The sequence below is a fragment of the Streptomyces abyssalis genome (assembly GCF_001751365.1).
Taxonomy (GTDB): Bacteria; Actinomycetota; Actinomycetes; order Streptomycetales; family Streptomycetaceae; genus Streptomyces; species Streptomyces abyssalis.
The window spans coordinates 1,203,216-1,226,172 of record NZ_LJGT01000041.1 but is presented as its reverse complement, the minus strand read 5'-3'; the positions used below and the strand labels follow the sequence as shown (position 1 = coordinate 1,226,172).

Sequence of the window (22,957 nt, the reverse complement as noted above, 5' to 3'; positions counted from 1 at the left end):
CGGGCACCGGACGGGAAGGCGGCACCGAGCACCATGTACGAGCAGCACCCCGCGCGCCTGGTACGTACCGTCACCGGGCCGCTCGCGCCGGAGCGGGTCGGCGGGCCGGTCCTGGCACACGAGCATCTGGCGCTGGACCTCGCACACGGCGGCGACCCCACGGCCGTGCTGGGTGCCCGCCACCGTCAGGCCGTCACCGCCGAACTGGCCGCGCTGCGGGAGGAGTTCGGGCTCTCCCTCGTCGTCGAACTGACGTGCCGCGGCATGGGACGTGACGTCCGGGCCCTCGCCCGTGTCGCGCAGGAGTCCGGCGTCGCGGTCGTCGCGGGCACCGGCTGGTACTACGAACGCTTCCACCCTCCGGAGACAGCCGGCGCGGGCGTCGGGGAGCTGACCGGCGAACTCGTCCGCGAGATCGAGGACGGTATCGGCGGCACCGGCGTGGTGCCCGGCGTCATCGGCGAGGCCGGCAGCCACGATGACGCACCGGGCGCGGCGGAGGTCCGTACGCTCACGGCCGCCGCTCACGCGGCACGTGCGACCGGGCTGTCCGTCGCCACGCACGCCCAGCTCGGACGGGGCGGGCCCGCACAGCTGGAGCTCCTCACCGGGGCTGGCCTCGCGCCCCACCGCGTGAGCATCGGGCACCAGGACCTCCTCGACGACCCGGGGGTGCACCGCGAACTGGCGGCGGCGGGCGCGTACGTGGCCTTCGACACCGTCGGCAAGGAGAGCTACCGGAGCGACGAGAGCCGGCTGAAGCTGCTGCTGGCGCTGCTGGACGCCGGGCACGCCGACCGGACGCTCCTGAGCTGCGACATCTCACGCCACGGCTACCTCACGAGCGAGGGCGGCACCGGATACGGCCACCTCTTCCGCTCCTTTCTTCCACGGCTGCGCGCCGCGGGAGCCGACGACGACCTGATCGATCTGCTGACCAGGCGGAACCCGCTGCGCTTCCTGACGGGCGGCCGGGACGTTCCGGGCAGCACGGACGCCACGAGAACGCACCAGGACGGGGAGCTGTGAGATGAACGCGTCACGGCTGCCGCGTACGTTCCCGCTCCCCACCGTGCCGCTGGAGGAGGCCGTCGGCACGCAGTTCCGGCTGCTGGAGTGCACAGCACGGCACTTCGAGGGCGCACAGCTCTTCGAAGCGGACGCCGGAGTGGTCCCGGGGCCCGGCAGGCCGCGAACGACCGCGCGGGTGGAGGCCGTACTGGCGGACTTCTTCGGCGCCGGAGCGGCGGCGCTGGTGCAGGGCGCGGGCACCGGCGCGATCCGCAGCGCGCTCGGCGCGGTGCTCGGGCCTGGTGAGCCGCTGCTCATCCACCGCGCGCCGGTCTACCGGACGACCGCGGTCACGCTGCGCGGTCTGGGCGTACGCACGCACGAGGCCGACTTCAACGACCGGGCGGCGCTGGAATCGGCCCTGGCGAGCGGGGACTTCCGCTACGCGTACGTGCAGCACTCGCGGCAGCGGCTCGCGGACTCCTACGACCCGGGCGAGGTCCTGCGACGGTGCCGGGCCGCGGGTGTGCGGACGATCGTGGACGACAACTACGCGGTCTTCCGGGTGCCGGCGAGCGGCGTCGAGATGGGCGCCGAGGCCTCGTGCTTCTCGCTCTTCAAGCTGCACGGCCCGGAGGGCGTCGGGGCGGTGGTCGGCTCCGGTGAGCTCGTCGGGCGGGTGCACGCGGACAACTACTCCGGCGGAGGCCAGGTCCAGGGCCACCAGGCGCTGGACGCGCTGCGCGCGCTCACGCACGTACCGGTGATGTGGGCGGTGCAGTCGCGGACGGGCGCCGAGATCGCCGAACGGCTTCAGGCCGGCGAGGTGCCGGGGGTGGCGGAGGTCCGCCTCGCCAACGTGCAGGACCGCTGCCTGGTGCTGCGCCTGGACCGGCCGGTGGCACGCGGGCTGCCCGCGTGTGCGGCGCGCTACGGGGCGGCTGCGTACCCGGTCGGCGCCAACTCGCGCTACGAGGTGGCCCCGCTCTTCTACCGGATGTCCGCGTCCTCCCTGGACGACGACCCCTCACTCGCCGACTGGACCGTGCGGATCAACCCCATGCGGGCCGGGGCCGGGCTCGTCCTGGACATCCTGCGGCGCGCGCTGGAGGACCTGTACGCCGGGCACGGCAGCGGAGAGACCTGACGACCGGCCCACGTGCCCCGCGCCAGCCCCAGCCCCAGCCGCAGCCGTCCCGGAGGACCGATCTTGTTCCTCGACACCGTCCTCGCCCGCAACCCCGCACTCGCGGACGCGGCTGCCGCGCTGCACCGGGACGGGACGATTCCGCCGGACACCTACGTCGTCGACCGTGACGCCGTCGAGGCAAACGCTCAGCTGCTCGCGGCAAGGGCCCGTGAGCTCGGTCTGTCGCTGTGGTTCGTCGTGAAGCAGCTCGGCCGCAACCCGGAACTGATCTCGTCCGTCGCCCGTCATCTGCCGCGTTCCGCCGCCATCGACGCACCCGAGGCACGTGCCCTGCACGCGGCCGGCGCCCGTCCCGGCAACGTCGGGCACCTCGTGCAGATCCCCCGACGGGCACTGCCCTGGATGCTCGCCCGCCGCCCGGAAGCGGTCACGGTCTTCGACACGGACAACGCACGCGCCGTGTCCGAGGAGGCACTCAGGCAGGAATTCGTACAGGACGTACTGCTGCGGATCGCGGGCGCGCCCGGCTCGGTGTACCCGGGTCAGGAGGGCGGCGTGACGCCGGAGGGCGTCGGAGCCTTCGCGGACGAGGCCGAGGGCATGCCCGGCATACGCATCGCCGGCGTGACCGGCTTCCCCTGCCTGCTGTGCGACCCGGCGACCGGCGAACCGCGGCCCACGGAGACGTTCGGGAGGGTGCGCGACGCCCGCGCGCTGTTGGCCGGCCGCGGCCACGAGGCCCTCAAGCTCAGTGCCCCTGGCGCCACTTCGGCCACCGCGCTGCCGCTGCTCGCCCGGCTCGGCGCCACGCACGGCGAACCGGGCCACGCGCTCACGGGTACGACTCCGCTGCACGCGCTCGACCCGCACCAGCCGGAACTCCCGGGCTACGTCTACGTCACCGAGGTCTCCCACACGCTCGCCGACGGACGCCCCGCCCTGCACGGAGGGGGTTTCTACCCGCGGGCGGGGATCAGGGACGCGCTGCTGCCCCGCACGGGACTGCGGCTGCCCGTCCAGGACATGCCGGCGGAGAACATCGACTACTACCGGCTGCTGGACGCGCCACCGGCGGGCGCGCCACCGGTACGGGCGGGCGATACGGCGGTCCTCGCCTTCCGCACCCAGATGTTCGTCACACGCAGCAGCGTCGCCGTCGTCTCCGGCCTCTCCTCGGGGGCGCCCGGACTGACCGGCCTGTACGACTCACACGGGCGTGCCCTGTGAGCGGCGGCGCCCCCGGCGGCACGTCCCGCGTACCGCGTACGTCGCGTGCACCGCGTACGGCTGCGGCCGGGCGCACGGTCGTCGTCGTCCTCGACGGGCTCGGCATCGGGGCCATGCCCGACGCGGGTGCGCTGCGCCCGGGCGACCGCGCCGCCGACACGCTCGGGCAGCTGCTCGACCACTGCCGTCACGTCCACGGCAGGCACCTGCGGCTCCCCGCCCTCGGCGCCCTCGGCCTCGGCCTGCTCCGCCCGCATCCCGCGCTCGCGTCCCGGACGGCACTGCCCGTCGCGGTCGCACGTGCCCGCCTCGGTTACGACGGCGCGGACACCTACGCCGGCCACCAGACCATGATGGGCGCCGACTTCAGCCGGGTCGGCGTCGCACGCCTCGGCGGGCACCTCACGGAAGTGGCACAGGCGCTGGAACGGGCCGGGCACAAGGCCGTACCGCTGGAGGGCGGGCCGGTGCTCGTGGTCGACGGGCACGTCCTCGTGCACGACAACCTGGAAGCGGACCCGGGTATCAACTGGAACGTCTCCGCACGCCTCGCCGACCAGCCCTTCGAGCGCATCCTCGCCGTCGCACGTACGGTGCGCGAGGTGGCGCCGGTCGCCCGCGTCATCGCGGTCGGCGGGCACTCGGACCGTCCGCTGCCCGCCTTCGTACGGCAGGGCGACGGGGGCACGGCCGGGCTGGACACACCCGCGACCGGCTTCTACCGCAACGGCGGCCTGCGGGTGCAGCACCTGGGCGCGCCCGTGGACCACTCCCGGCAGCTGCCCGGCCTCGCCGCACGGGCCGGGGCCGCGGTGACCCTGGTCGGGAAGGCGGCGGACATCCTCGCCTGCGGGAGCGCGGTGCGCCGTCCCGCCGTACGCACGGACGAAGTGCTGGCGCACACGCTCTCCGCCGTGCGAGCGGCGGGAGAGACCGGCGGGACCCCGGCACTCGTGGTGGCCAATGTGCAGGAGACGGACCTGGCCGGTCACCAGCAGGACGCCGTCCGCTTCGGCGCGGTGCTTCAGGAGGCGGACGCCGGACTGGGCGCGCTGCTGCGGGAGTTGGACCGTCCGGACGACCGGCTGATCGTCACCGCCGACCACGGCAACGACCCCGCGATCGGCCACGCGTTCCACACCCGCGAGTACGCGCCGGTGCTCATCCACCGTCCCGGCACCGGCGGGAGCGGCGCCGCCGCACCCGCGGTCCTCCCCGACGCGGGGTCGCTGGCGGACGTAGGTGCCACGGCGGCCCGTTTCCTGGGCATCGGCGAGGGAGCGGCGGACCTGGCCGCGGGCACGCCGCTCCCCGTCTGACACCGGCGGGCTCCGGGCTCAGCCGAAGACGCTGTCCCGCTGATCGGGCACGACTCCGCCGTCGTAACGGCGTACGGCCGAGAGCGCACCGTTCTCCTCGATGTAGGCGGCCGTCGCGCACGGGTAGGGCTCCGGCTTCTGCGGAAGCGGCTCGATGAACATCGGGTTGACGAGCCAGCGGCCGTCCTCGTCGTCGTAGGCCCGGCACATCACCTCGTCCTTGTTGCGGTTGAGAACGAGATGCGCGCTCGTGGCATCGCGTACGAAGGTGACATCGGTGTCCGCGTCGCCCGCGCCGAGGGCGATGCGGTGACCGCGGTCCTGCCGCTCCCAGGCCGCCCGGCCCTCGATCCCGTAGATGTCCTGGTTGATCCAGCAGCGCTTTCCGTCGATGTACGGGATAGTCCCGCCGCGGCTCGCGGGCTCGCCCCCGCACCCCTCGGTGGCGGTGGTGATGCGGCCGTCGCGCAGGACGCTGCGGATGGCGATGGTGTGCTCGGCGTCGATGCCCACGCCCTTCGACCAGGCCTCGGCGGCGTACTCGACCCCGGCGGAGACGATGTAGACGTCGAAGCCGGCCCGCTTCAACGTGCTGATCAGGTCCTTCTGCTGCGGGTAGTAGCGCACGTACGCCGGGACGGTGTGCGTGCCGACCTTCGTCTCGCTGCCGACGGGTGCGGCGAGACTCTGCTTGCGGCCGGCCTCCGCGTACGCCTTGACCTGGTCCGGGGTGTGACCGGCGAAGAGCTGTGCGACCCAGGCGTACTCGGGGACCGTGCGGCGGTGGTTCCATTCGCCGCCGAACGCCGGATGCCCGTCCATGGTCTGCGCCTCCGTGCGGATCTCGAAGATCTCGTCGGTGCATCCCGTGTCGGTCGAGGTGGGCAGCGGACGGCCGACGGGCACGGACCTGCCGCACGCCTCCGTCAGCGCGCGGCCGGCGGCGGGCGAGAGCCACCTGCTGGTGTCGCGCCAGCTCCTGGGCTGAAGGATCTTGTCGTGCTTCAGCGCCCAGGCGAGCGTCACGTCGGTGGTGTCGTTCTTGGTGACCGTGTTGTCCCAGTCGAAGGCGGCGACGGGCCGGGCCCGGTGGCCGCCCCTGCCGTGGTCGCCGCACAGGCCGCGTTCGTCGATCGTCCGCTGGAGTCCGGCGCGGTTGTGTCCGTGCCACTTGAGCCTCTTCGACAGCTGGGGGCAGCCGTCACGTCGGGACGAGGCCGCGTCCAGGGCTGAGGCCGATTCCGAGGCTTCGGCCGATTCCGGCGCTGATGCGGTGGCAGCGGCGGCGGGGACGGGAACCGCGGCGAGGAGGGCGGCCGCGGCGAGGCTCAGTGCGGCCGGAGCGGATCTGTTGCGCATATGACTCTCCGGTGTCCGAGGGGGAATGGCGGGAGGAGTGGCAGAAGGAGCCGGGCGGCGGAACGCCACCGGGGCCGTCGCCGGGTGGGAACCGCTCTGGCGGCATGTGCCGATGTACCGTACATCTTTCTCTTGGCGGAGCGTCACATGCGCGACCGTGAAAGGAATCCGCGAGCCGCCGCGCCCCCGTCCGCCCGTCAGCGCTCGACGCTCAGGCCGGCGTCAGGCTCCGGCCGCTCCGTCCGTCCAGTCCGCTCCGGCCTGCCCGACCGCTCCGTTCGGCCTGTCCGTCCCGTCCGGGACGCGGGCCGGCCGCGCTCCTGTCCGCGGGACCCGGCGGCCCGGGCCTCCGGCCACTCCTCGGCGGTGATCGCGAAGCGCTCGTGGTCCCGCCAGGCGTCGTTCAGGAAGAGCAGCCGCGGCGAGAAGCCCTCGTGCCGGAAGCCGAGGCGCCGCGCCATGGCGGTGGAGCGGTGGTTCTCCGGCTGGACGTTGATCTCCAGGCGGTGCAGCCCCAGCCCCTGCGGTGCGCTCTCGAAACACCGGTCGACGATGAGCCGCATGCCCTCGGTCATGCGGCCGGTGCCCGCGTAGGGCACGTAACTGTCGTAGCCGAGCGCTCCGTTGCAGAAGCGGGCACGCACGATGTTCGCGACGTTGACGCGTCCGACCAGCCCGTCGTCGTCACTGTCGAAGATCATGAAGCTGCGGAGCGCGGGGCCCTGACGCCGCAGAAGGTCCGGGAGCCCGTCCGGCTCCACCGGGTTCCAGGGGCTGAGATGGTCGGCCGAGCGGAGCACCGCCTCTCGGTAGGCGGTCTCGTCGCCGGGCTGCGGGGGCCGGATGTATACGCGCATGAACGACATCATCCGCCCCCGCGCCCGATGGTTCACTTCGGGGGCAGCATGTCCTTGAACTCCTGCGGAAGTTCGAAGTCCTCGGGGCTCTGCGCCGCACCCGCGCCGCCGAACGCGCCGCCCTGTCCGGCGGCCTTGCGCTGAGCCGCGGCCTGCTCCTCCTGCTTGCGCTTCATCGGGTTGCCCGACTGGCGCTTGCCCTTGGCCTTCTTCTGCTGTTTGGGCTTCTTCTTGCCGGCACCGCCACCCATGCCGGGCATCCCCGGCATGCCGGGCATTCCGCCGCCCTGTGCCATGCGGGACATCATCTTGCGGGCCTCGAAGAACCGCTCCACCAGGTTCTTCACGGCGCTGACCTCCACGCCGGAGCCCCTCGCGATACGGGCACGGCGCGAGCCGTTGATCAGCGTCGGCTCGGCGCGCTCGCCGGGCGTCATCGACTTGATGATCGCAGCCGTACGGTCGACCTCGCGCTCGTCGAGGTCGTTGATCTGCTCCTTCATCTGGCCCATGCCGGGCATCATCCCGAGCAGCTTGGAGATGGAGCCCATCTTGCGGACCTGCTCCATCTGCGCGAGGAAGTCGTCGAGCGTGAACTCCTTCGGCCCCTTCTGCAGCTTCGCGGCCATCTTCTCGGCCTCTTGCTGGTCGAAGGTCTGCTCGGCCTTCTCGATGAGCGTGAGCACGTCGCCCATGCCGAGGATGCGCGAGGCCATGCGGTCCGGGTGGAACGCGTCGAAGTCGTCCAGCTTCTCGCCGTTGGAGGCGAACATGATCTGCTTGCCGGTGACCTGGGCGACCGAGAGCGCGGCACCGCCGCGTGCGTCGCCGTCGAGCTTGGAGAGCACCACACCGTCGAAGCCGACGCCGTCACGGAAGGCCTCGGCCGTGGTGACCGCGTCCTGACCGATCATCGCGTCGACGACGAAGAGGATCTCGTCGGGGCTGACCGCGTCACGGATGTCGGCGGCCTGGCGCATCAGCTCCTCGTCGATGCCGAGACGCCCGGCGGTGTCGACGACGATCACGTCGTGGTGCTTGTCGCGCGCGTGGACCACGGAGTCCTCGGCGACCTTCACGGGGTCGCCCACGCCGTTGCCCGGCTCCGGTGCGAAGACGGCGACGCCCGCACGCTCGGCCACGACGGAGAGCTGGTTGACGGCGTTGGGGCGCTGGAGGTCACAGGCGACGAGCAGCGGTGCGTGCCCCTGCTGCTTCAGCCAGCGGCCGAGCTTGCCCGCCAGCGTCGTCTTACCGGAACCCTGCAGACCGGCGAGCATGATGACGGTCGGCGGATTCTTGGCATACCGCAGGCGACGGGTCTCGCCACCGAGGATGCCTACCAGCTCCTCGTTGACGATCTTGATGACCTGCTGCGCGGGATTCAGTGCCTGGGAGACCTCGCTCCCCACCGCGCGCTCCTTGACCTGCTTGATGAAGGCGCGCACGACGGGCAGGGCGACATCCGCCTCCAGCAGGGCGATGCGGATCTCGCGCGCCGTGGCGTCGATGTCCGCCTCGGACAAGCGGCCCTTGCCCCGGAGGTTCTTGAAGGTCGCTGCGAGGCGATCGGAGAGAGTGTCGAACACGGCGTTCGCGGATCCTTCGCGTCTGGGTACTGGGTCAGGTCGGCGGTCGGCCTCCCAGGGTATCCGTCCGCGCGGAGTGCGGTCAGGTCCGGTCGGCGACCGGTCGGCGGCGCCTTCCGGGCACGGGGACCGCCTGGTTCGGCGCCACGCGCCGCCGGTTCCGCCCGGCCGGTGGCCGGCCCCCGCCGGTCAACCACCCAGGCCGGGTTCGCCGCCCCGCACGGTACGCCGCTACGCCGCCTGGTCCGGTACGCGCCCGAGCTCACGTTCGAGTTCGCGAGCCAGCCCGGCGGCCTCGGCGGTGGGCAGCGGGTCGCCGTCCGCCCCCGTGAGGTAGAAGGCGTCCACGGCGTTGGCGCCGAGGGTGCTGACGTGCGCGCTGCGGACCAGTACGCCCGCGCCCTCCAGCGCACGTCCGATGCGGTACAGCAGTCCCGGGGCGTCCTGTGCCCGTACCTCCAGTACGGTCGCCAGCTCGGAGCCGTCCGGCGCCACCGTGACCCGCGGCGGCGGAGCCTGCAGAGGCCTGCGCCGGCGCGGCCCGCGGTAGGCGGCCTCGCGTTCGGCGAGGCGGGCCGCGATGTCGAGGGAGCCTTCGAGGGCGCGCGCCAGGTCCGCGCGGAGCCGCAGCGCCGGGGGCAGCGAACCGTACTCGGCGGCCACCCGCCACGAGAGCAGCAGCACCGCCGCGTCCTCACCGGGCTCACCAGGCCCGCCGGGCTCGGCGCCCGTGCCCCCGGTCACCGTTCCCGGCAGCCGCAGCACGCGCAGGTCCGCTGCCCGTACGGTCATCCGGTGCAGCGCGAGGACGCCCGCGACGGCGGGGAGGGCGCCCATGGCGTAGGCCGTCGCGCGGGCCTCCCCGCCGCCGGGTGCGAACGGCGCGGGGGCCGGGTAGTCGGGCGCGGGACGTGCCGGAACGGTGACGAGCAGTTCGACGCCGACCTGCCCGCCGTGCGACGCGTCCGCGTCGCCGACGGCGCCCTCCTGATCCGGCCCGTGGACCCCGCCGGGAGCGTCCCCGTCGCCGGGAGCGCCTCCAGCGCGAGAGCCGCGTCCGTCCGCGTATCGCTGCGCGTCCGCTCCCGGTGTGCTCAGCGCGAGGGCGGGACCCTGCGTGCGCCACGACTCGATCGCGAGCCGTTCCGCCTCCGCTGACGGGACGAACGGCTCGGTGTGCTCCTCGACCGCCTCGCCCGCCAGCACCCCCGCGACCCGTTTGACCAGGTCCGCGACGAGCGTACCCCGCCAGGCCGACCACGCCGCCGGGCCCGTGGCCAGCGCGTCGGCCTCCGTCAGGGCGTGCAGCAGTTCGAGCGTGCCCGCGCCGCCGACGAGGTCGGCGACCGACCGGACCGTCGCCGGGTCGTCCAGATCCCGCCGGGTCGCGGTCTCCACGAGCAGCAGATGGTGGCGTACGAGCCTGGCGAGCACGTCCGCGTCCTGAGCGCCGAAGCCCATCCGGCAGGCCATGTCGTACGCGATCGTCTCGCCCACCACGGAGTGGTCCCCCGGCCAGCCCTTGCCGATGTCGTGCAGCAGCGCCGCGGCCAGCAGCAGGTCCGGGCGCTGTACGCGCCGGGTCAGCGCGGAGGCCCGTACCGCGGTCTCCACCAGGTGACGGTCGACGGTGAAGCGGTGCACGGGATTGCGCTGCGGGCGGCACCGCACCCGCTCCCAGTCCGGCAGCAGACGGCCGATCAGGCCCTCTGCGTCGAGCGCCTCCCAGACGGGCACCGTCGCCTCGCCCGCACCGAGCAGGGTGATGAACTCCTCGCGCGCCTCTGCGGGCCACGGCACCGGCAGACCGGGTGCCGCCGCCAGCCTCCGTACGGCGGGCAGCGCCAGCGGGAGCTGCGCCTGCGCGGCGGCCGCGGCGGCGCGCAGCGGCAGCACCGGGTCGCGTTCGGGCCTTGCCGTACGGGCGAGCGCCGCCTCGCCCTCGTGCTCGACGACGCCTTCGGCCAGCGGGGTGCGTTCCTGTCCGGCGCCCTGCCGCGTACCGCCGCGGCCCGCGCCGGATCCGCCCCTGCCGCCGAGCAGCCCGCGCAGCCGCGAGCCGCGCCCTCCCCGCGACTTCAGCACGCGCCCCACCTCGCGCCATGTCACGTCCGCGGCGTAGCCGACGGTGCGGGCCGCCTCGTAGACCTGCCGCAGCAGGGCGTCGGCGTCCGCGAGCCCCAGCGCGGCGGCGACCTGGTCCTGGTCCTGCAGGGCGAGCCGGTCGGTGGCACGGCCGGTGGTCAGGTGGAGCTCGTCCCGGACGTCCAGCAGCGCCTCGCGCGCCTGTGCCAGTCCCCCGCGCGGCGCGTCGGCCAGCCAGGACGCGGCGACCGCGCGCAGCGCCGTGGCGTCCCGGAGCCCGCCGCGGGCCTCCTTCAGGTCGGGCTCCAGCAGGAAGCGCAGCTCGCCCTGGGTACGTGCCCGTTCGCCCGCCATCTCCAGCAGCTCGGGGAGCCGCTCCGGGGCCTGCGCCCGCCACTGCGCGAGCAGTTCGGCGCGCATGCCGGCGGTCAGCCCCTCGTCACCGGCGACGTGCCGCGCGTCGAGGAGCCCGAGCTGGACCTTCAGGTCGTCCTTCGCCGTGGCACGGGCCTCGGCGGTGGTACGTACGGAGTGGTCGAGGGCGATCCCGAGATCCCAGACCGGATACCAGACCCGGTCCGCGATCCGCGCGACGCCGCCGGGCCCGGCGCTGCCGTCGTGGAGCAGCAGCAGATCCAGGTCGCTGCGCGGGGACAGCTCTCCCCGTCCGTAGCCGCCGACGGCGACCAGGGCGAATCCCTCACCCGCGTCCCCCAGCAGCCCGGTCAGCCAGCGGTCGGTGAGGCGCGCCAGCTCGGCACGGCGGGGCGCCCCCGCCGCCGTGCCGTCCTCGCCGCGCAGGAGACGCAGCCGGGCCGCCGCATAGCCGCCCGGCTCCGCCTCCACGACGGCTTCCGGTTCCGCCTCCGTCTCCGTAGCCGTGCCCTGCGGCCGTACCGGGTGTCCGCCCATGTCCGCCGTCGCCTAGAGGGCGTCCGGTCCGCGCTCGCCGGTGCGGACCCGTACGGCGGTCTCGACGGGGACCGTCCAGACCTTGCCGTCGCCGATCTTCCCCGTGCGGGCGGACTTGACCACGATCTCCAGGAGCTCCTCGGCGTCCCCGTCCTCCGCGAGCACCTCGATCCGTACCTTCGGCACGAGGTCGACGGTGTACTCGGCGCCCCGGTAGACCTCGGTGTGGCCGCGCTGGCGTCCGTATCCGCTGGACTCGGTGACCGTCAGGCCCTGCACGCCGAAGGCGCGCAGCGCCTCCTTCACGTCCTCCAGCTGGTGCGGCTTGATGACCGCCGTGATGAGCTTCATGCGTCAACCTTCTTCCCGGAGAGCCGGCCGTCCGTCGTCTCCCCGTCGTCGTGTGCTCCCGTGCCGGGCACCGCCGCGGCGGGACGCGCCGCGGGCGCTCCGGAGGAGGACGCGGACGTGGAGCCGCCGACCGCGCTGAAGTCGTACGCGGTCTCCGCGTGGTAGGCGCGGTCGAGACCGCCCGTCTCCTCCTCCTCGCTCGCACGCATGCCGATCGTCACGTGGATCAGCTTGGCGATGATCCAGGAGACCACGAACGAGTAGCCCATCACCGAGAAGGCCCCGGTGGCCTGCTTGCCGAACTGCGCGATGCCGCCTTCGCCGCCCGTGGCCAGGAATCCGACCATCAGCGTGCCGATGACACCGCCGACGAGGTGCACGCCCACGACGTCCAGCGAATCGTCGAAGCCCAGCTTGAACTTGAGGCTGACGGCCCAGGAGCACACGAGCCCGGCGACCAGGCCGATGGCCAGCGCGCCCACAGCGTTGACGTGCGCGCCTGACGGGGTGATCGCGACGAGTCCCGCGATGGCGCCCGAGGCGGCACCGAGGGTGGTCGGCGCGCCGTGCCGTACGCGCTCGTAGACGAGCCAGCCCAGTACGGCCGCTCCCGTCGCCAGCTGCGTGTTCATGGCCATGAGGGCGGCGGTGCCGTCCGCGGCGAGCGCCGAGCCCGCGTTGAAGCCGAACCAGCCGAACCACAGCAGTGCGGCGCCGAGCACCACCAGCGGCAGGCTGTGCGGACGCATCGGGTCCTTCTTGAAGCCGATGCGCTTGCCGACGACCAGCACGGCCGCGAGAGCGCCGACACCGGCGTTGATGTGTACGGCGGTGCCTCCGGCGAAGTCGATCACGCCGAGCTCGAAGAGCCAGCCGCCCTCGGCCCACACCCAGTGCGCGACGGGGAAGTAGACGAGGGTCACCCACAGCGCGATGAACGCCGCCCAGGCGCCGAACTTGACGCGGTCGGCGAGCGCACCGCTCATCAGCGCGGGGGTGAGGATCGCGAACATCATCTGGAAGAGCGCGAACGCGAAGACCGGAATGCCGCCCTTCTCGGTCAGCGATCCGTCGGTGATGCCCTTCAGCCCGGCGAAGTCGAAGTTGCCGATGACTCCGGCGGTGTCGGACCCGAAGGCGAGGGAGTAGCCGTAGAGCACCCAGAGGATGCTCACGATGCCCAGCGAAACGAAGGACATCATCAGCATGTTGAGCGCGCTCTTGACCCGGACCATGCCTCCGTAGAAGAAGGCGAGGCCGGGCGTCATCAACATGACCAGAAACGCGCTGATCAGTACGAATGCGGTATCGGCGCCGTTCAATGGATGTCTCCTCAAGGTACCGGCCCGCGCGGAACGGAACGGGACGGGCGGGAAGGCCGGGGGGTGCAAGCCACAGTCGCCGCGCTGCGTTTCCGTCGATGCCGCGTGTTGTTTCGCCGTGGTGACGATCCGCGCGGTGGTGTTACGTACCGGTGAACTGCCGGACGGGCGGGAGAACGAGCCGCTCCGCGCTCCGGGCAAGAGGAACCGGCCGCGACGCGCACCCTGTACGACATGGCATCGGGGGGAGCCTGTCGGGTGTCCGGGGTGCTTGTCGCGGCCGGCTGTCAGGGGTTGGACGGATCAACTCGCGGATGGGTTCCACGAGTTCGCCGATCCGTCGGGTTTCCGGCCGGTGCCGGAGGGCGGCGGGCTCACCCCGCCACCGCGACCGCCTCGGTGTCGTGCAGCTCCGCGGCCAGCCGCTCGCCGAGCCGCGCCACCTCCGCCACCTCGCCGAAGTCGCGCGCCGCCCAGGCGGCGGTCCTGCGCAGCCGGTTGTTCACACGTTCGGAGCGGAGCGTCCTCGCGACCTCGATCGCCTCGCCCGCGCGGAAGGCGCAGTCCTCCGGCTCCTTCTGCAGCAGATGCACGCTCGCCATCCCGAGGAGGTTCAGCGCGTACGAACGGCGGTGGCCGCCGCCGTCGGTCTCCTCCGCCTCCCGCCGGAAGAGCTCCACGGCCCGCTCCATGGCCGGACGCGCCATCGACGCGTAGGTCGGACTCCGGCCTGAGGAGTAGGCGAGGTCGCGGTAGGAGTGCGCGGTCTCCGCCTCCAGCTCGGCCTCCGAGAAGAAGCGGATCCAGTCCGGGTCGCCGTCGGCGGGCGCGGCGTCCTCGAAGGTGTCCTCGGCCATCCGCACCGCGCGCCTGCACTTCCCGGGCTGGCCCATGTTCGCGTAGGCACGGGCCTCCATCGCGTGCAGCATCGCCTGCGTACGCGCCGTGGCCCCCTCCCGGCTGCCGTACTGCGCGAGATGAATCAGCTCCAAGGCGTCGTCCGGGCGGCCCAGATGGATCATCTGCCGGCCCATGTTGCTCAGTACGTACGAGCCGAGCGGCCGGTCCCCCGCCTCCTTCGCGGCGTGCAGGGCGAGCACGAAGTACTTCTGCGCGGTGGGCTGCAGGCCGACGTCGTAGCTCATCCAGCCCGCCAGCGCGGCGAGTTCGGCCGTGACACGGAACAGCCGCCGCCCGACCGCCTCGGCGTGCTTCTCCTGCAGCAGGTCCGTCACCTCGTGGAGCTGCCCGACGACCGCCTTGCGGCGGAGCCCGCCACCGCACTGCGCGTCCCACTGCCGGAACATCACCGTGGTGTGCTCCAGCAGTTCGATCTCGGGCATCGACAGCTTCTCCGTGCGCCGCCCCGCGCCGCCCTTGACGGGCAGCGGCACGACCTGCCCGCCGGCCGCGCCGCCGTCGTACGGGGAGACGGCGGAGGCGGACGGCCCGGGCGGCACGGAGACGGCACCGGGGACGCCCTCGGCGGCACCCGCGTCCGTTGCCGCCGGGCTGGGAACGAGCCAGCGCTGCATCGGCTCGATCAGCGCGGGCCCGGCGGAGACGGCCAGCGACGTGCCCAGGAAGCCGCGCCGCCCCAGCATCAGGTCGCTGCGCGTGAACTCGTTGATCATCGCGACGGTCTGCGGCCCGGCCCACGGAAGGTCGACCCCGGAGGCTGCGGGCGAGCGGCGGGTGGGCCGCAGCCCGAGGTCCTCGACCGCGACGACGCAGCCGAAGCGTTCGGAGAAGAGCTCGGAGAGGATGCGCGGAATGGGCTCACGCGGCTGCTCCCCGTCCAGCCAGCGGCGTACGCGCGAGGTGTCGGTGCTGATGTGGTGCGCGCCCAGCTGCCGGGCCCGGCGGTTGACCTGGCGCGCCAGCTCGCCCTTGGACCAGCCGCTCCGCAGGAACCACGAACTCAGCTGCTCGTTGGGGAGCTTCTCGCCCTCACCAACCGGTAATGCCCCCATCAGGCCCCTCACCGCCCCCACACCATGCCTCCGGCATACCCACGCGGCGAAGCTGCCGCCATCCGTGTGTACCGAAAGTAACCTTCCGATCACTGCTCAGGCGAGGGGGTTCGCGGAATCGCCACCATTCGCCACCCCTTCGAATGAACCCCGCTGCCGCCGCACACGATTCACTTGACACATGACCCGGCCGGCACGAGCGGCCTGTCACGCCTGTGACCCGTCACAGTGCGCAGCCCGCTCGTAACCATCGGCAGGCAGGACCCGTTGGAGGGAGCATGGGCTTCACGATCGGCGCCATCGGCGGTCTGGGCGGCATCCGCGACATCCATCAACTGCGTCCCGGCGCTCGGCGGCGCCACCGCGCCACCGCCGCCACGGCAGTGGCGGAGTACACCGGCCTGTGGGGGTGGCCGGTGGTCCCGGGCGCCCGCGCCGTACGCGCCGTCGGCGGACGCATCGAGTGCTCGTGCGGCGCCGCCGTCTGCCCCGCGCCCGGAGCGCATCCCCTCGACGCCTCGCTGGAAGTGCCCGCAGGAGCGACCCTCGACGAGGCGGGCGAGGCCTGGGCGCGGTGCCCTGGCGCGGCACTGCTGCTGCCGGCCGGGCGGCATTTCGACGTGATCGAGGTCGGCGAGGCAGCCGGCCGCCACGCGCTGGTACGGCTCGAGCGCATGGGCCTGCCGCTCGGTCCCGTCGCCCTCGCTCCGCACGGCCGCATGTGGTTCCTGGTCGCCCCCGGAGCCGCCGCCGAACTCCCCGAACTCCTCTACCGGATGGGCTGGGACGACGCCCGGCTGGACCTCCGCGGGCTCGGCGAGGGCGAGCACATCACCGCTCCCCCGTCGGACCTCGGCGGCCTCGGCGCCGTGCGCTGGCTGCGTCCTCCGACGCTCGAGTGCGCGGGCCGCCCGCCGCAGGCCCGGCTGCTGCTGGGCACGCTGGCCTACGTCTGCCACCGGTCGGCGGCCTGACCGTACGCGGCACGGGCACCGCCCGCGGCCGCCGCAATCGCGCCCCGTCCCGTCTGCACCGCGGGACGGGGCGCTCCACGTGCGGGGCCGTACGGGCCGACGGGTGCCGCGGCTGGGTCACTCGCCGCCGATCAGCGTCACTCCCCGCCGATCAGCGCGTCGACGAAGGCCTCCGGCTCGAACGGCGCCAGGTCGTCGGCGCCCTCGCCCAGCCCGACGAGCTTGACGGGCACGCCGAGTTCACGCTGGACCGCGACGACGATGCCGCCCTTGGCCGTGCCGTCCAGCTTCGTCAGCACGATCCCGGTGATGTCCACGACCTCGGCGAAGACCCGGGCCTGCACAAGGCCGTTCTGCCCGGTCGTGGCGTCGAGCACGAGCAGCACCTCGTCGACCGGGCCCTGCTTCTCCACGACGCGCTTGACCTTGCCCAGCTCATCCATCAGTCCGGTCTTGGTGTGCAGCCGGCCCGCGGTGTCGATGAGCACCACGTCGGCACCCGCGTCGGTGCCCTCCTTGACCGCGTCGAAGGCCACGGATGCCGGGTCGCCGCCCTCCGGCCCGCGCACGGTACGGGCGCCGACGCGCTTCCCCCACGTCTGCAGCTGGTCGGCGGCGGCGGCGCGGAAGGTGTCGGCGGCGCCGAGCACCACGGACCGGCCGTCGGCCACGAGTACGCGCCCGAGCTTCCCGGTGGTGGTGGTCTTGCCGGTGCCGTTCACGCCGACGACCAGTACGACGCCCGGCCTGTCGACCGCGCCCCGGGTCTCGGTGTGGACGGTGCGGTCCAGGTCGGGACCGACCAGCGTGAGGAGTTCGGCGCGCAGAAGGCCGCGCAGGTCCTCGGGCGTGCGGGTGCCGAGGACGCGTACGCGCTCGCGGAGCCGTTCGACCAGCTCCTGTGTAGGGGCGACACCGACGTCGGCGGTCAGCAGTGTGTCCTCGATCTCCTCCCAGGTCGCGTCGTCGAGATGCTCACGCGAGAGCAGCGAGAGGAGCCCCTGGCCGAGGGAGCTCTGCGAACGGGACAGCCGGGAGCGCAGCCGTACGAGCCGCCCCTCGGCGGGCTCCGGGGTCTCGATGGCGGGCTCGGCGGGAGCGGGAGCGGCGGGCGCCTCGGCCTCGGTGGCCGGGAGACCGACCTCCTCGATCGTTCTGCGCGGCGCTTCGGCGGTGCCGGCAGCCTCCTCGCCCACATGTGGTTCGGCGGGTGCGGTGGCCGTGGCGCGGGCGTCCGCGGACTTCCCGGCGGTGGCGGCCTTCTTCTTCCGGCCGCTGACGACGAGCCCGCTGATCGCGGCCAGCGCGACCACGGCGATGACTGCAACAAGGATGACGATGTCCATAGGCCGTCCAGTATCCGCCACCGTCAACAGTGCGCGGGCACGCCCCCGCGCACGCCGCCGCCCCGGCCCTTCCCGGACCGGGGCGGCGACCGTGCAGAGGAGCGGGCGGCGGGGTTCGGTTAGCCCATCTCCTCCAACGCCTTGCCCTTCGGTTCCGGCACCCACTTGAGCAGGAACGGAATCGAGAGCAGGGCGAAGATCGTGTAGATCACGTACGTGCCGGACAGGTTCCACTCCGACAGGCTCGGGAAGCTGGCGGTGATCACCCAGTTGGCGACCCACTGAGCGGCCGCGGCGATGCCGAGACCGGCGGCACGGAGCTTGTTCGGGAAGATCTCGCCGAGCAGCACCCACACGACGACGCCCCAGGAGAGCGCGAAGAAGAGCGTGAAGGTGTGCGCGCCGACGAGGGCGACCGTGCCCTGGGTGTCCGGCAGCGAGACGTTCTCGCCCGATCCCCGCACGGCCGAGAAGGCCCAGGCCACGGCGGCCAGCGAGAGGGTCATGCCGACGGACCCGATGAATCCCAGCGGCTTGCGGCCGATCCTGTCCACCAGCGCCATCGCGATGACGGTGCCGATGATGTTCACGATCGAGGTCGTGAAGGAGTAGAAGAACGAGCTCTCGGGATTGATCCCGACGGACTGCCACAGCGTCGAGGAGTAGTAGAAGACCACGTTGATGCCGACGAGCTGCTGGAAGACGGAGAGCCCGATGCCGACCCAGACGATGGGCAGGAACCCGAAGCGGCCGCCCAGCAGGTCCTTGAACGTGGACTTGTGCTCCGTGCGCATCTGCTGCTCGATCTCGTCCACACGGGCGTCGAGCCTCTCGTGCTCGCCCTCGACACTGCCGAGCACCTTCCGCGCCTTGTCGTGCTGCCCGACGGAGATCAGGTAGCGCGGCGACTCGGGAATCACGAAGGAGAGCAGGAAGTAGGCGACCGACGGGAGCACCATGATGCCGAGCATCCACTGCCACGCCTCCAGGCCCGCGAGCTTCCCGCGCTGGTCGCCGTCCGCGAGCGTGAGGATCGCGAAGTTGACCAGCTGCGAGACGGCGATGCCGACGACGATCGCTGCCTGCTGGAAGGAGGCGAGACGTCCGCGGTACGCGGGCGGTGAGACCTCGGCGATATAGGCCGGACCGATCACGGAGGCCATGCCGATGGCCACGCCGCCGAGCACGCGCCACAGCGCGAGGTCCCAGAGCGCGAAGGGCAGCGCCGAGCCGACGGCGCTCACGGTGAAGATCACGGCGGCGATCTGCATGACCCTGATACGGCCTATTCGGTCCGCGATACGGCCGGCGAGGGCGGCGCCGATCGCACTGCCGATGAGCGCCGCGGCGATGACTTGGGCGAGCATGGCCGATCCGGCCTCGAACTTGCCGCGTACCGCCTCGACGGCCCCGTTGATCACGGAGCTGTCGTAGCCGAAGAGGAAGCCGCCCATGGCGGCCGCTGCTGCGATGAAGACGACACGTCCGAGCGGCGGGGTCTGACCGCCTGCCGCCGGTGGCGCCGTTTCTGGGTTGCTCGTCAAGGTCTCTCCTGCGTGCCCGGCCTGCGGCCGGGTTCGGAACGGTGTCCCCTCCGAGACGGGCACGCAGACCGCACGCGCCACAGCTTGAAGGTAAAAGTGACGCTGCAGAGACTATGGCTTTAAGTTCCGAAGTCAATAGGTCCGTACTCATTGAATCGACGTAACGGTTCTCACGACGGCCCTCACCGGGTCGTTCAAGATGTGAAGAGATAGTGGTCGACTCTGCGTTGCAGCAACGGCCGGAGCTGACAAGACCTCAACTCAGGCGCTGACTGATCACCTTGGTGACGCCGTCGCCCTGCATCGAAACGCCGTAGAGCGCGTCCGCGACCTCCATCGTGCGCTTCTGGTGCGTGATCACGATCAGCTGGGAGCTGTCCTTGAGCTCCTCGATGAGGCCGATCAGCCGCTGGAGGTTGGTGTCGTCCAGCGCCGCCTCCACCTCGTCCATGACGTAGAAGGGACTGGGACGCGCCTTGAAGATCGACACCAGCAGGGCCACCGCCGTGAGCGAACGCTCCCCGCCGGAGAGCAGGGAGAGCCGCTTGACCTTCTTGCCCGGGGGCCGCGCCTCCACGTCGACCCCGGTCGCGAGCATGTCGTCCGGGTCGGTCAGCACCAGGCGGCCCTCGCCGCCCGGGAAGAGCCTGGAGAAGACGCCCTCGAACTCGCGCGCGGTGTCGTAGTAGGCCTCGGTGAAGACCTGTTCGACGCGCTCGTCGACCTCCTTCACGACCTGCAGCAGGTCGGCCCGGGTCTTCTTCAGGTCCTCGAGCTGCTCGCTGAGGAACTGGTGGCGCTCCTCCAGCGCCGCGTACTCCTCCAGGGCCAGGGGATTGATCTTCCCCAGCTTCTGGTAGGCACGCTCGGCCGACTTCAGTCGCTTCTCCTGCTCGGCACGCACGAAGGGCACCGGCTTGTTGCGCGGATGCTCCGGGTCCTCGGGGAGCTCCTCGCCCTCCGCCGGCAGGGACGGCGGTACGAGCTGGTCGGGCCCGTACTCGCCCACCAGCCCGGCGGGCTCGACTCCCAGCTCCTCCAGCGCCTTCGTCTCCAGCTGCTCCACCCGCATCCGCTTCTCGGCGCCCAGCACCTCGCCGCGGTGCATCGAGTCGGTCAGCTTGTCCAGCTCGTCCTTGAGCTCGCGGCCCTCGTTGCGCTCCGCGGTCAGCGCACGCTCACGCTCGCTCTTCGCCTGCCCGGCCGCCTCGCGCTCCTCCTGCGCGCGGCTCAGCGACGCCTCGACGTGTGCCAGCAGCTGCCGCGCCCCGGAGGCCACCGCACCCGCGACCTCGGCTTCGTGCCGCATCCGTGCACGGCGCTGCTCGGCGCGCACCCGCGCCTCGCGCTCCGCGCGCGCCGCACGGTCGAGTGAATCCGCCCGCCCAGCGAGCGACTTGACGCGCTCCTCGTGCGTACGCACCTGGAGCCGTGCCTCCATCTCGGTCTGCCGCGCGTTCGCGCCGTCCGCCGAGAGCCGGTCCCGCAGGGAGGTGTCCGGCTCGGTGTCCTCGTCCTGCTGGGCCTCCTCGGCCACGGACAGCCGTTCCGCCAGCTCCTCGGCCTCCTCGCTCGCCCGGGCGAGTGCGGCTTCCGCCTTCGCGACGGCCGCGGCCGTACGCTCGGCCTCGCCGGCCGCGCCCCTGGCCTGCCCGCCCAGGGTTCCGAGCCGCCCTGCGATCTGCGACTTCTCCCTGTCGGCCGCGCTGCGCCGCGTTCCCAGGTCCTCGACGAGCGCGGCGCACTCACGGCGCCGCTCCCTCGCCCGCTCCTGCTCCTCGCTCAGCTCCGTGTGCCGGGCCGCCAGCTCCTCCAGCTCGGCCGCCGCCTCGTCGACGGACGCCTGCGCCTCCAGAAGGCTGGGCGCGCCGGCGGAGCCGCCATGCGCGAAGTGGGCGCCGAGCACGTCTCCTTCGGCCGTCACGGCCACCGTGCCCGGCCGCTCCGCCACTGTCTGCTCGGCGTCCTCCAGCGTCCCGACGACCACCATGTCCCGCAGCAGCCTGTGCACGGCGGGCATCAGCTCGGCGGGAGCCCGTACGAGCTGCGCGGCCGGTGTCGCCCCGCCGTCACCCCGCACGGCCGGCCCGTGCTCCGGCACCGGCCCGTGGCCTCCGCCGGCGGAGGCGGGGCCGGACTCCGGTACGGACCGGGAGCCCAGCAGCAGCGCCGCCCGTCCCGCGTCGTGCTTGCGCAGGAGCCGCAGCGCGTCCGCGGCGGTCGAGGTGTCGGCGACCGCGACGGCGTCCGCCGCAGCGCCCAGAGCCGCCGCGACCGGCACCTCGAACCCCGGTGTGACGCTGAGCAGTTCGGCAGCGGGCCCGAGCAGCCCGCTCAGCGCGTCGGTGGCGGAGAGCAGCGCGCCGGTTCCGTCCTTGCGCCGCAGACCCAGGGCGAGGGCGTCGTGCCGGGCGGACGTGGCCGCGCGCTCCCGTTCCACGGTCGTCACGGCCTCACGGGCCGCCGAGAGCGCGGCCTCCGCCTCCGCGAGTTCCCGCTTGGCGGCCTCGTGCCGCTCGGCGAGCTCGGTGTCTCCGGCGTCCAGCCCGTCGACCTCTGCCTGGAGGCTCTCGTACTCCTCCTGCGCCGCCGCCGCGCGCTCCTGCGCCTCGTCACGTGCGGTCGTCAGCCGGTCGATCTCCGACTGTGCCGAGGCGGCCCTGCTGCGGGCGGCGTTGACCTGGCCGTGCAGCCGGGCGAGGCCCTCCCGGCGGTCGGCGATTGCGCGGGTCGCGTCCTTGAGCCGGCGTTCCTCCTCGTGGAGTTGCCGCTCCAGCTCGGCACGGTGCGCGACAGTGTCGTCCAGGGCCCGTTCGGCCGCCTCCAGCGCGGCCTCCAGCTCCGCCTCCTGCTCGCGGATCCGGGTGGCCTCCCGCTCCATGTCCTCCGGGTCGCGGCCCCGGCGCTCCTCGACGGGCTCGGCCTCAGCGTGCTGGACGCGCTGGTCGGCGAGGCCGATGGTGCCGCGCACCCGCTCGGCGAGCTGCGAGAGCTCGTACCACGTCTGCTGGGCGCGCTCCAGACGCGGCGTCAGCATCCGCACCTGCTGCTCCAGGTCGGCCTCGCGGCGCAGCGCGTCCTTCAGCCTTGCCTCCACGGCGTCCTTGCGCTCCTTGAGCGCCGCCTCGTCGGCGATCTCCGATCTGAGGGCTTCCTTCAACGTGACGAGGTCGTCCGCGAGCAGCCTCAGCCTCGCGTCACGCAGATCGGCCTGGATGACCTGTGCCTTGCGCGCCACGGCCGCCTGACGGCCCAGCGGCTTGAGCTGGCGCCGCAGCTCGTCGGTCAAGTCCTGTACGCGTGCGAGGTTGGCCTGCATCGCGTCCAGCTTGCGGAGCGCCTTCTCCTTGCGCTTGCGGTGCTTGAGAACTCCCGCTGCCTCTTCGATGAAGGCGCGCCGCCCGTTGGGGTCGGCGTGCAGGACGCCGTCGAGCTGCCCCTGACCGACGATCACGTGCATCTCGCGGCCGATGCCGGAGTCCGAGAGCAGTTCCTGGATGTCCAGCAGCCGGCAGGTGTCGCCGTTGATCTGGTACTCGCTGCCGCCGTTGCGGAACATGATCCGCGTGATGGTGACTTCGGAGTAGTCGATGGGCAGCGCGCCGTCGGCGTTGTTGATGGTGAGGGAGACCTCGGCGCGGCCGAGCGGCGGCCGCCCGGTCGTACCGGCGAAGATGACGTCCTCCATCTTGCCGCCGCGCAGCGACTTGGCTCCCTGCTCCCCCATCACCCACGACAGGGCGTCCACGACATTGGACTTGCCGGAGCCGTTGGGGCCCACGACGCAGGTGATGCCGGGCTCGAAACGCAGCGTCGTGGCGGAGGCGAAGGACTTGAATCCCCGCAGTGTCAGGCTCTTCAGGTGCACGCCGTCGGACTCTAGTCCACTTGCCGCCCGCACCTGTCCGGTACGGGCACCGAGCGCGGCGAACTCCCGC

Annotated in this window: 14 protein-coding genes and 1 pseudogene; 5 read left to right on the top strand and 10 right to left on the bottom strand. The window is 72.6% G+C overall.

Annotated features, from left to right (window positions below; all coding sequences use genetic code 11):
* Positions 1–33 precede the first annotated feature (33 nt).
* The 4 genes from AN215_RS26140 (at position 34) to AN215_RS26125 (ending at position 4,707) form a co-directional block, all read left to right on the top strand.
* A complete protein-coding gene (locus AN215_RS26140) occupies positions 34–1,029 on the top strand; it encodes a phosphotriesterase family protein (RefSeq protein WP_070010721.1) in 996 nt (331 codons plus the stop codon).
* A 1-nt stretch (position 1,030) separates the two neighbouring features.
* On the top strand, positions 1,031–2,158 hold the full coding sequence (locus AN215_RS26135) for an aminotransferase class V-fold PLP-dependent enzyme (RefSeq protein ID WP_070010722.1): 1,128 nt from the start codon (positions 1,031–1,033) through the stop codon (positions 2,156–2,158).
* 63 nt (positions 2,159–2,221) lie between these two features.
* On the top strand, positions 2,222–3,388 hold the full coding sequence (locus tag AN215_RS26130) for an alanine racemase (protein ID WP_070010723.1): 1,167 nt from the start codon (positions 2,222–2,224) through the stop codon (positions 3,386–3,388).
* A complete protein-coding gene (locus tag AN215_RS26125) occupies positions 3,385–4,707 on the top strand; it encodes a phosphopentomutase (RefSeq protein WP_275521571.1) in 1,323 nt (440 codons plus the stop codon). Before AN215_RS26130 ends, AN215_RS26125 begins: the two co-directional genes overlap by 4 nt.
* Positions 4,708–4,725: 18 nt before the next feature.
* Here the strand turns inward: AN215_RS26125 and AN215_RS26120 are convergent, their stop codons facing one another.
* The 7 genes and pseudogenes from AN215_RS26120 to AN215_RS26090 all read right to left on the bottom strand — a co-directional run bounded on the left by AN215_RS26120 (position 4,726) and on the right by AN215_RS26090 (position 15,155).
* A complete protein-coding gene (locus AN215_RS26120) occupies positions 4,726–6,066 on the bottom strand; it encodes an HAD family hydrolase (protein WP_070010724.1) in 1,341 nt (446 codons plus the stop codon).
* Between the two features lie 350 nt (positions 6,067–6,416).
* Positions 6,417–6,935, bottom strand: a pseudogene (locus tag AN215_RS26115) (GNAT family N-acetyltransferase); the annotation flags it as partial.
* Between the two features lie 20 nt (positions 6,936–6,955).
* A complete protein-coding gene (gene ffh / locus AN215_RS26110) occupies positions 6,956–8,512 on the bottom strand; it encodes a signal recognition particle protein (protein ID WP_070010725.1) in 1,557 nt (518 codons plus the stop codon).
* A gap of 231 nt (positions 8,513–8,743) precedes the next feature.
* A complete protein-coding gene (locus AN215_RS26105) occupies positions 8,744–11,509 on the bottom strand; it encodes a [protein-PII] uridylyltransferase (RefSeq protein ID WP_070010726.1) in 2,766 nt (921 codons plus the stop codon).
* Between the two features lie 12 nt (positions 11,510–11,521).
* A complete protein-coding gene (locus AN215_RS26100; protein ID WP_070010727.1) occupies positions 11,522–11,860 on the bottom strand; it encodes a P-II family nitrogen regulator in 339 nt (112 codons plus the stop codon).
* Entirely contained in the window at positions 11,857–13,182 is a 1,326-nt protein-coding gene (locus tag AN215_RS26095; protein ID WP_079123421.1) for an ammonium transporter, read from the bottom strand. The genes AN215_RS26100 and AN215_RS26095 overlap by 4 nt, the downstream gene beginning before the upstream one ends.
* A gap of 374 nt (positions 13,183–13,556) precedes the next feature.
* Positions 13,557–15,155, bottom strand: coding sequence for an NsdA family TPR-like regulatory protein (locus AN215_RS26090; RefSeq protein ID WP_070010728.1), 1,599 nt, complete (start codon positions 15,153–15,155; stop codon positions 13,557–13,559).
* A gap of 278 nt (positions 15,156–15,433) precedes the next feature.
* Here AN215_RS26090 and AN215_RS26085 point away from each other — a divergent pair, with 278 nt between their 5' ends.
* Positions 15,434–16,129 (top strand): bifunctional DNA primase/polymerase, encoded by a 696-nt coding sequence (locus AN215_RS26085; RefSeq protein ID WP_070010729.1) that lies wholly within the window; start codon positions 15,434–15,436, stop codon positions 16,127–16,129.
* A gap of 137 nt (positions 16,130–16,266) precedes the next feature.
* Here the strand turns inward: AN215_RS26085 and ftsY are convergent, their stop codons facing one another.
* The 3 genes from ftsY to smc form a co-directional block, all read right to left on the bottom strand.
* Entirely contained in the window at positions 16,267–17,475 is a 1,209-nt protein-coding gene (gene ftsY / locus AN215_RS26080; RefSeq protein ID WP_070010730.1) for a signal recognition particle-docking protein FtsY, read from the bottom strand.
* Between the two features lie 119 nt (positions 17,476–17,594).
* Positions 17,595–19,019, bottom strand: coding sequence for a sugar porter family MFS transporter (locus tag AN215_RS26075; protein ID WP_070010731.1), 1,425 nt, complete (start codon positions 19,017–19,019; stop codon positions 17,595–17,597).
* Between the two features lie 256 nt (positions 19,020–19,275).
* Positions 19,276–22,887, bottom strand: coding sequence for a chromosome segregation protein SMC (gene smc / locus AN215_RS26070; protein WP_070010732.1), 3,612 nt, complete (start codon positions 22,885–22,887; stop codon positions 19,276–19,278).
* Positions 22,888–22,957 lie beyond the last annotated feature (70 nt).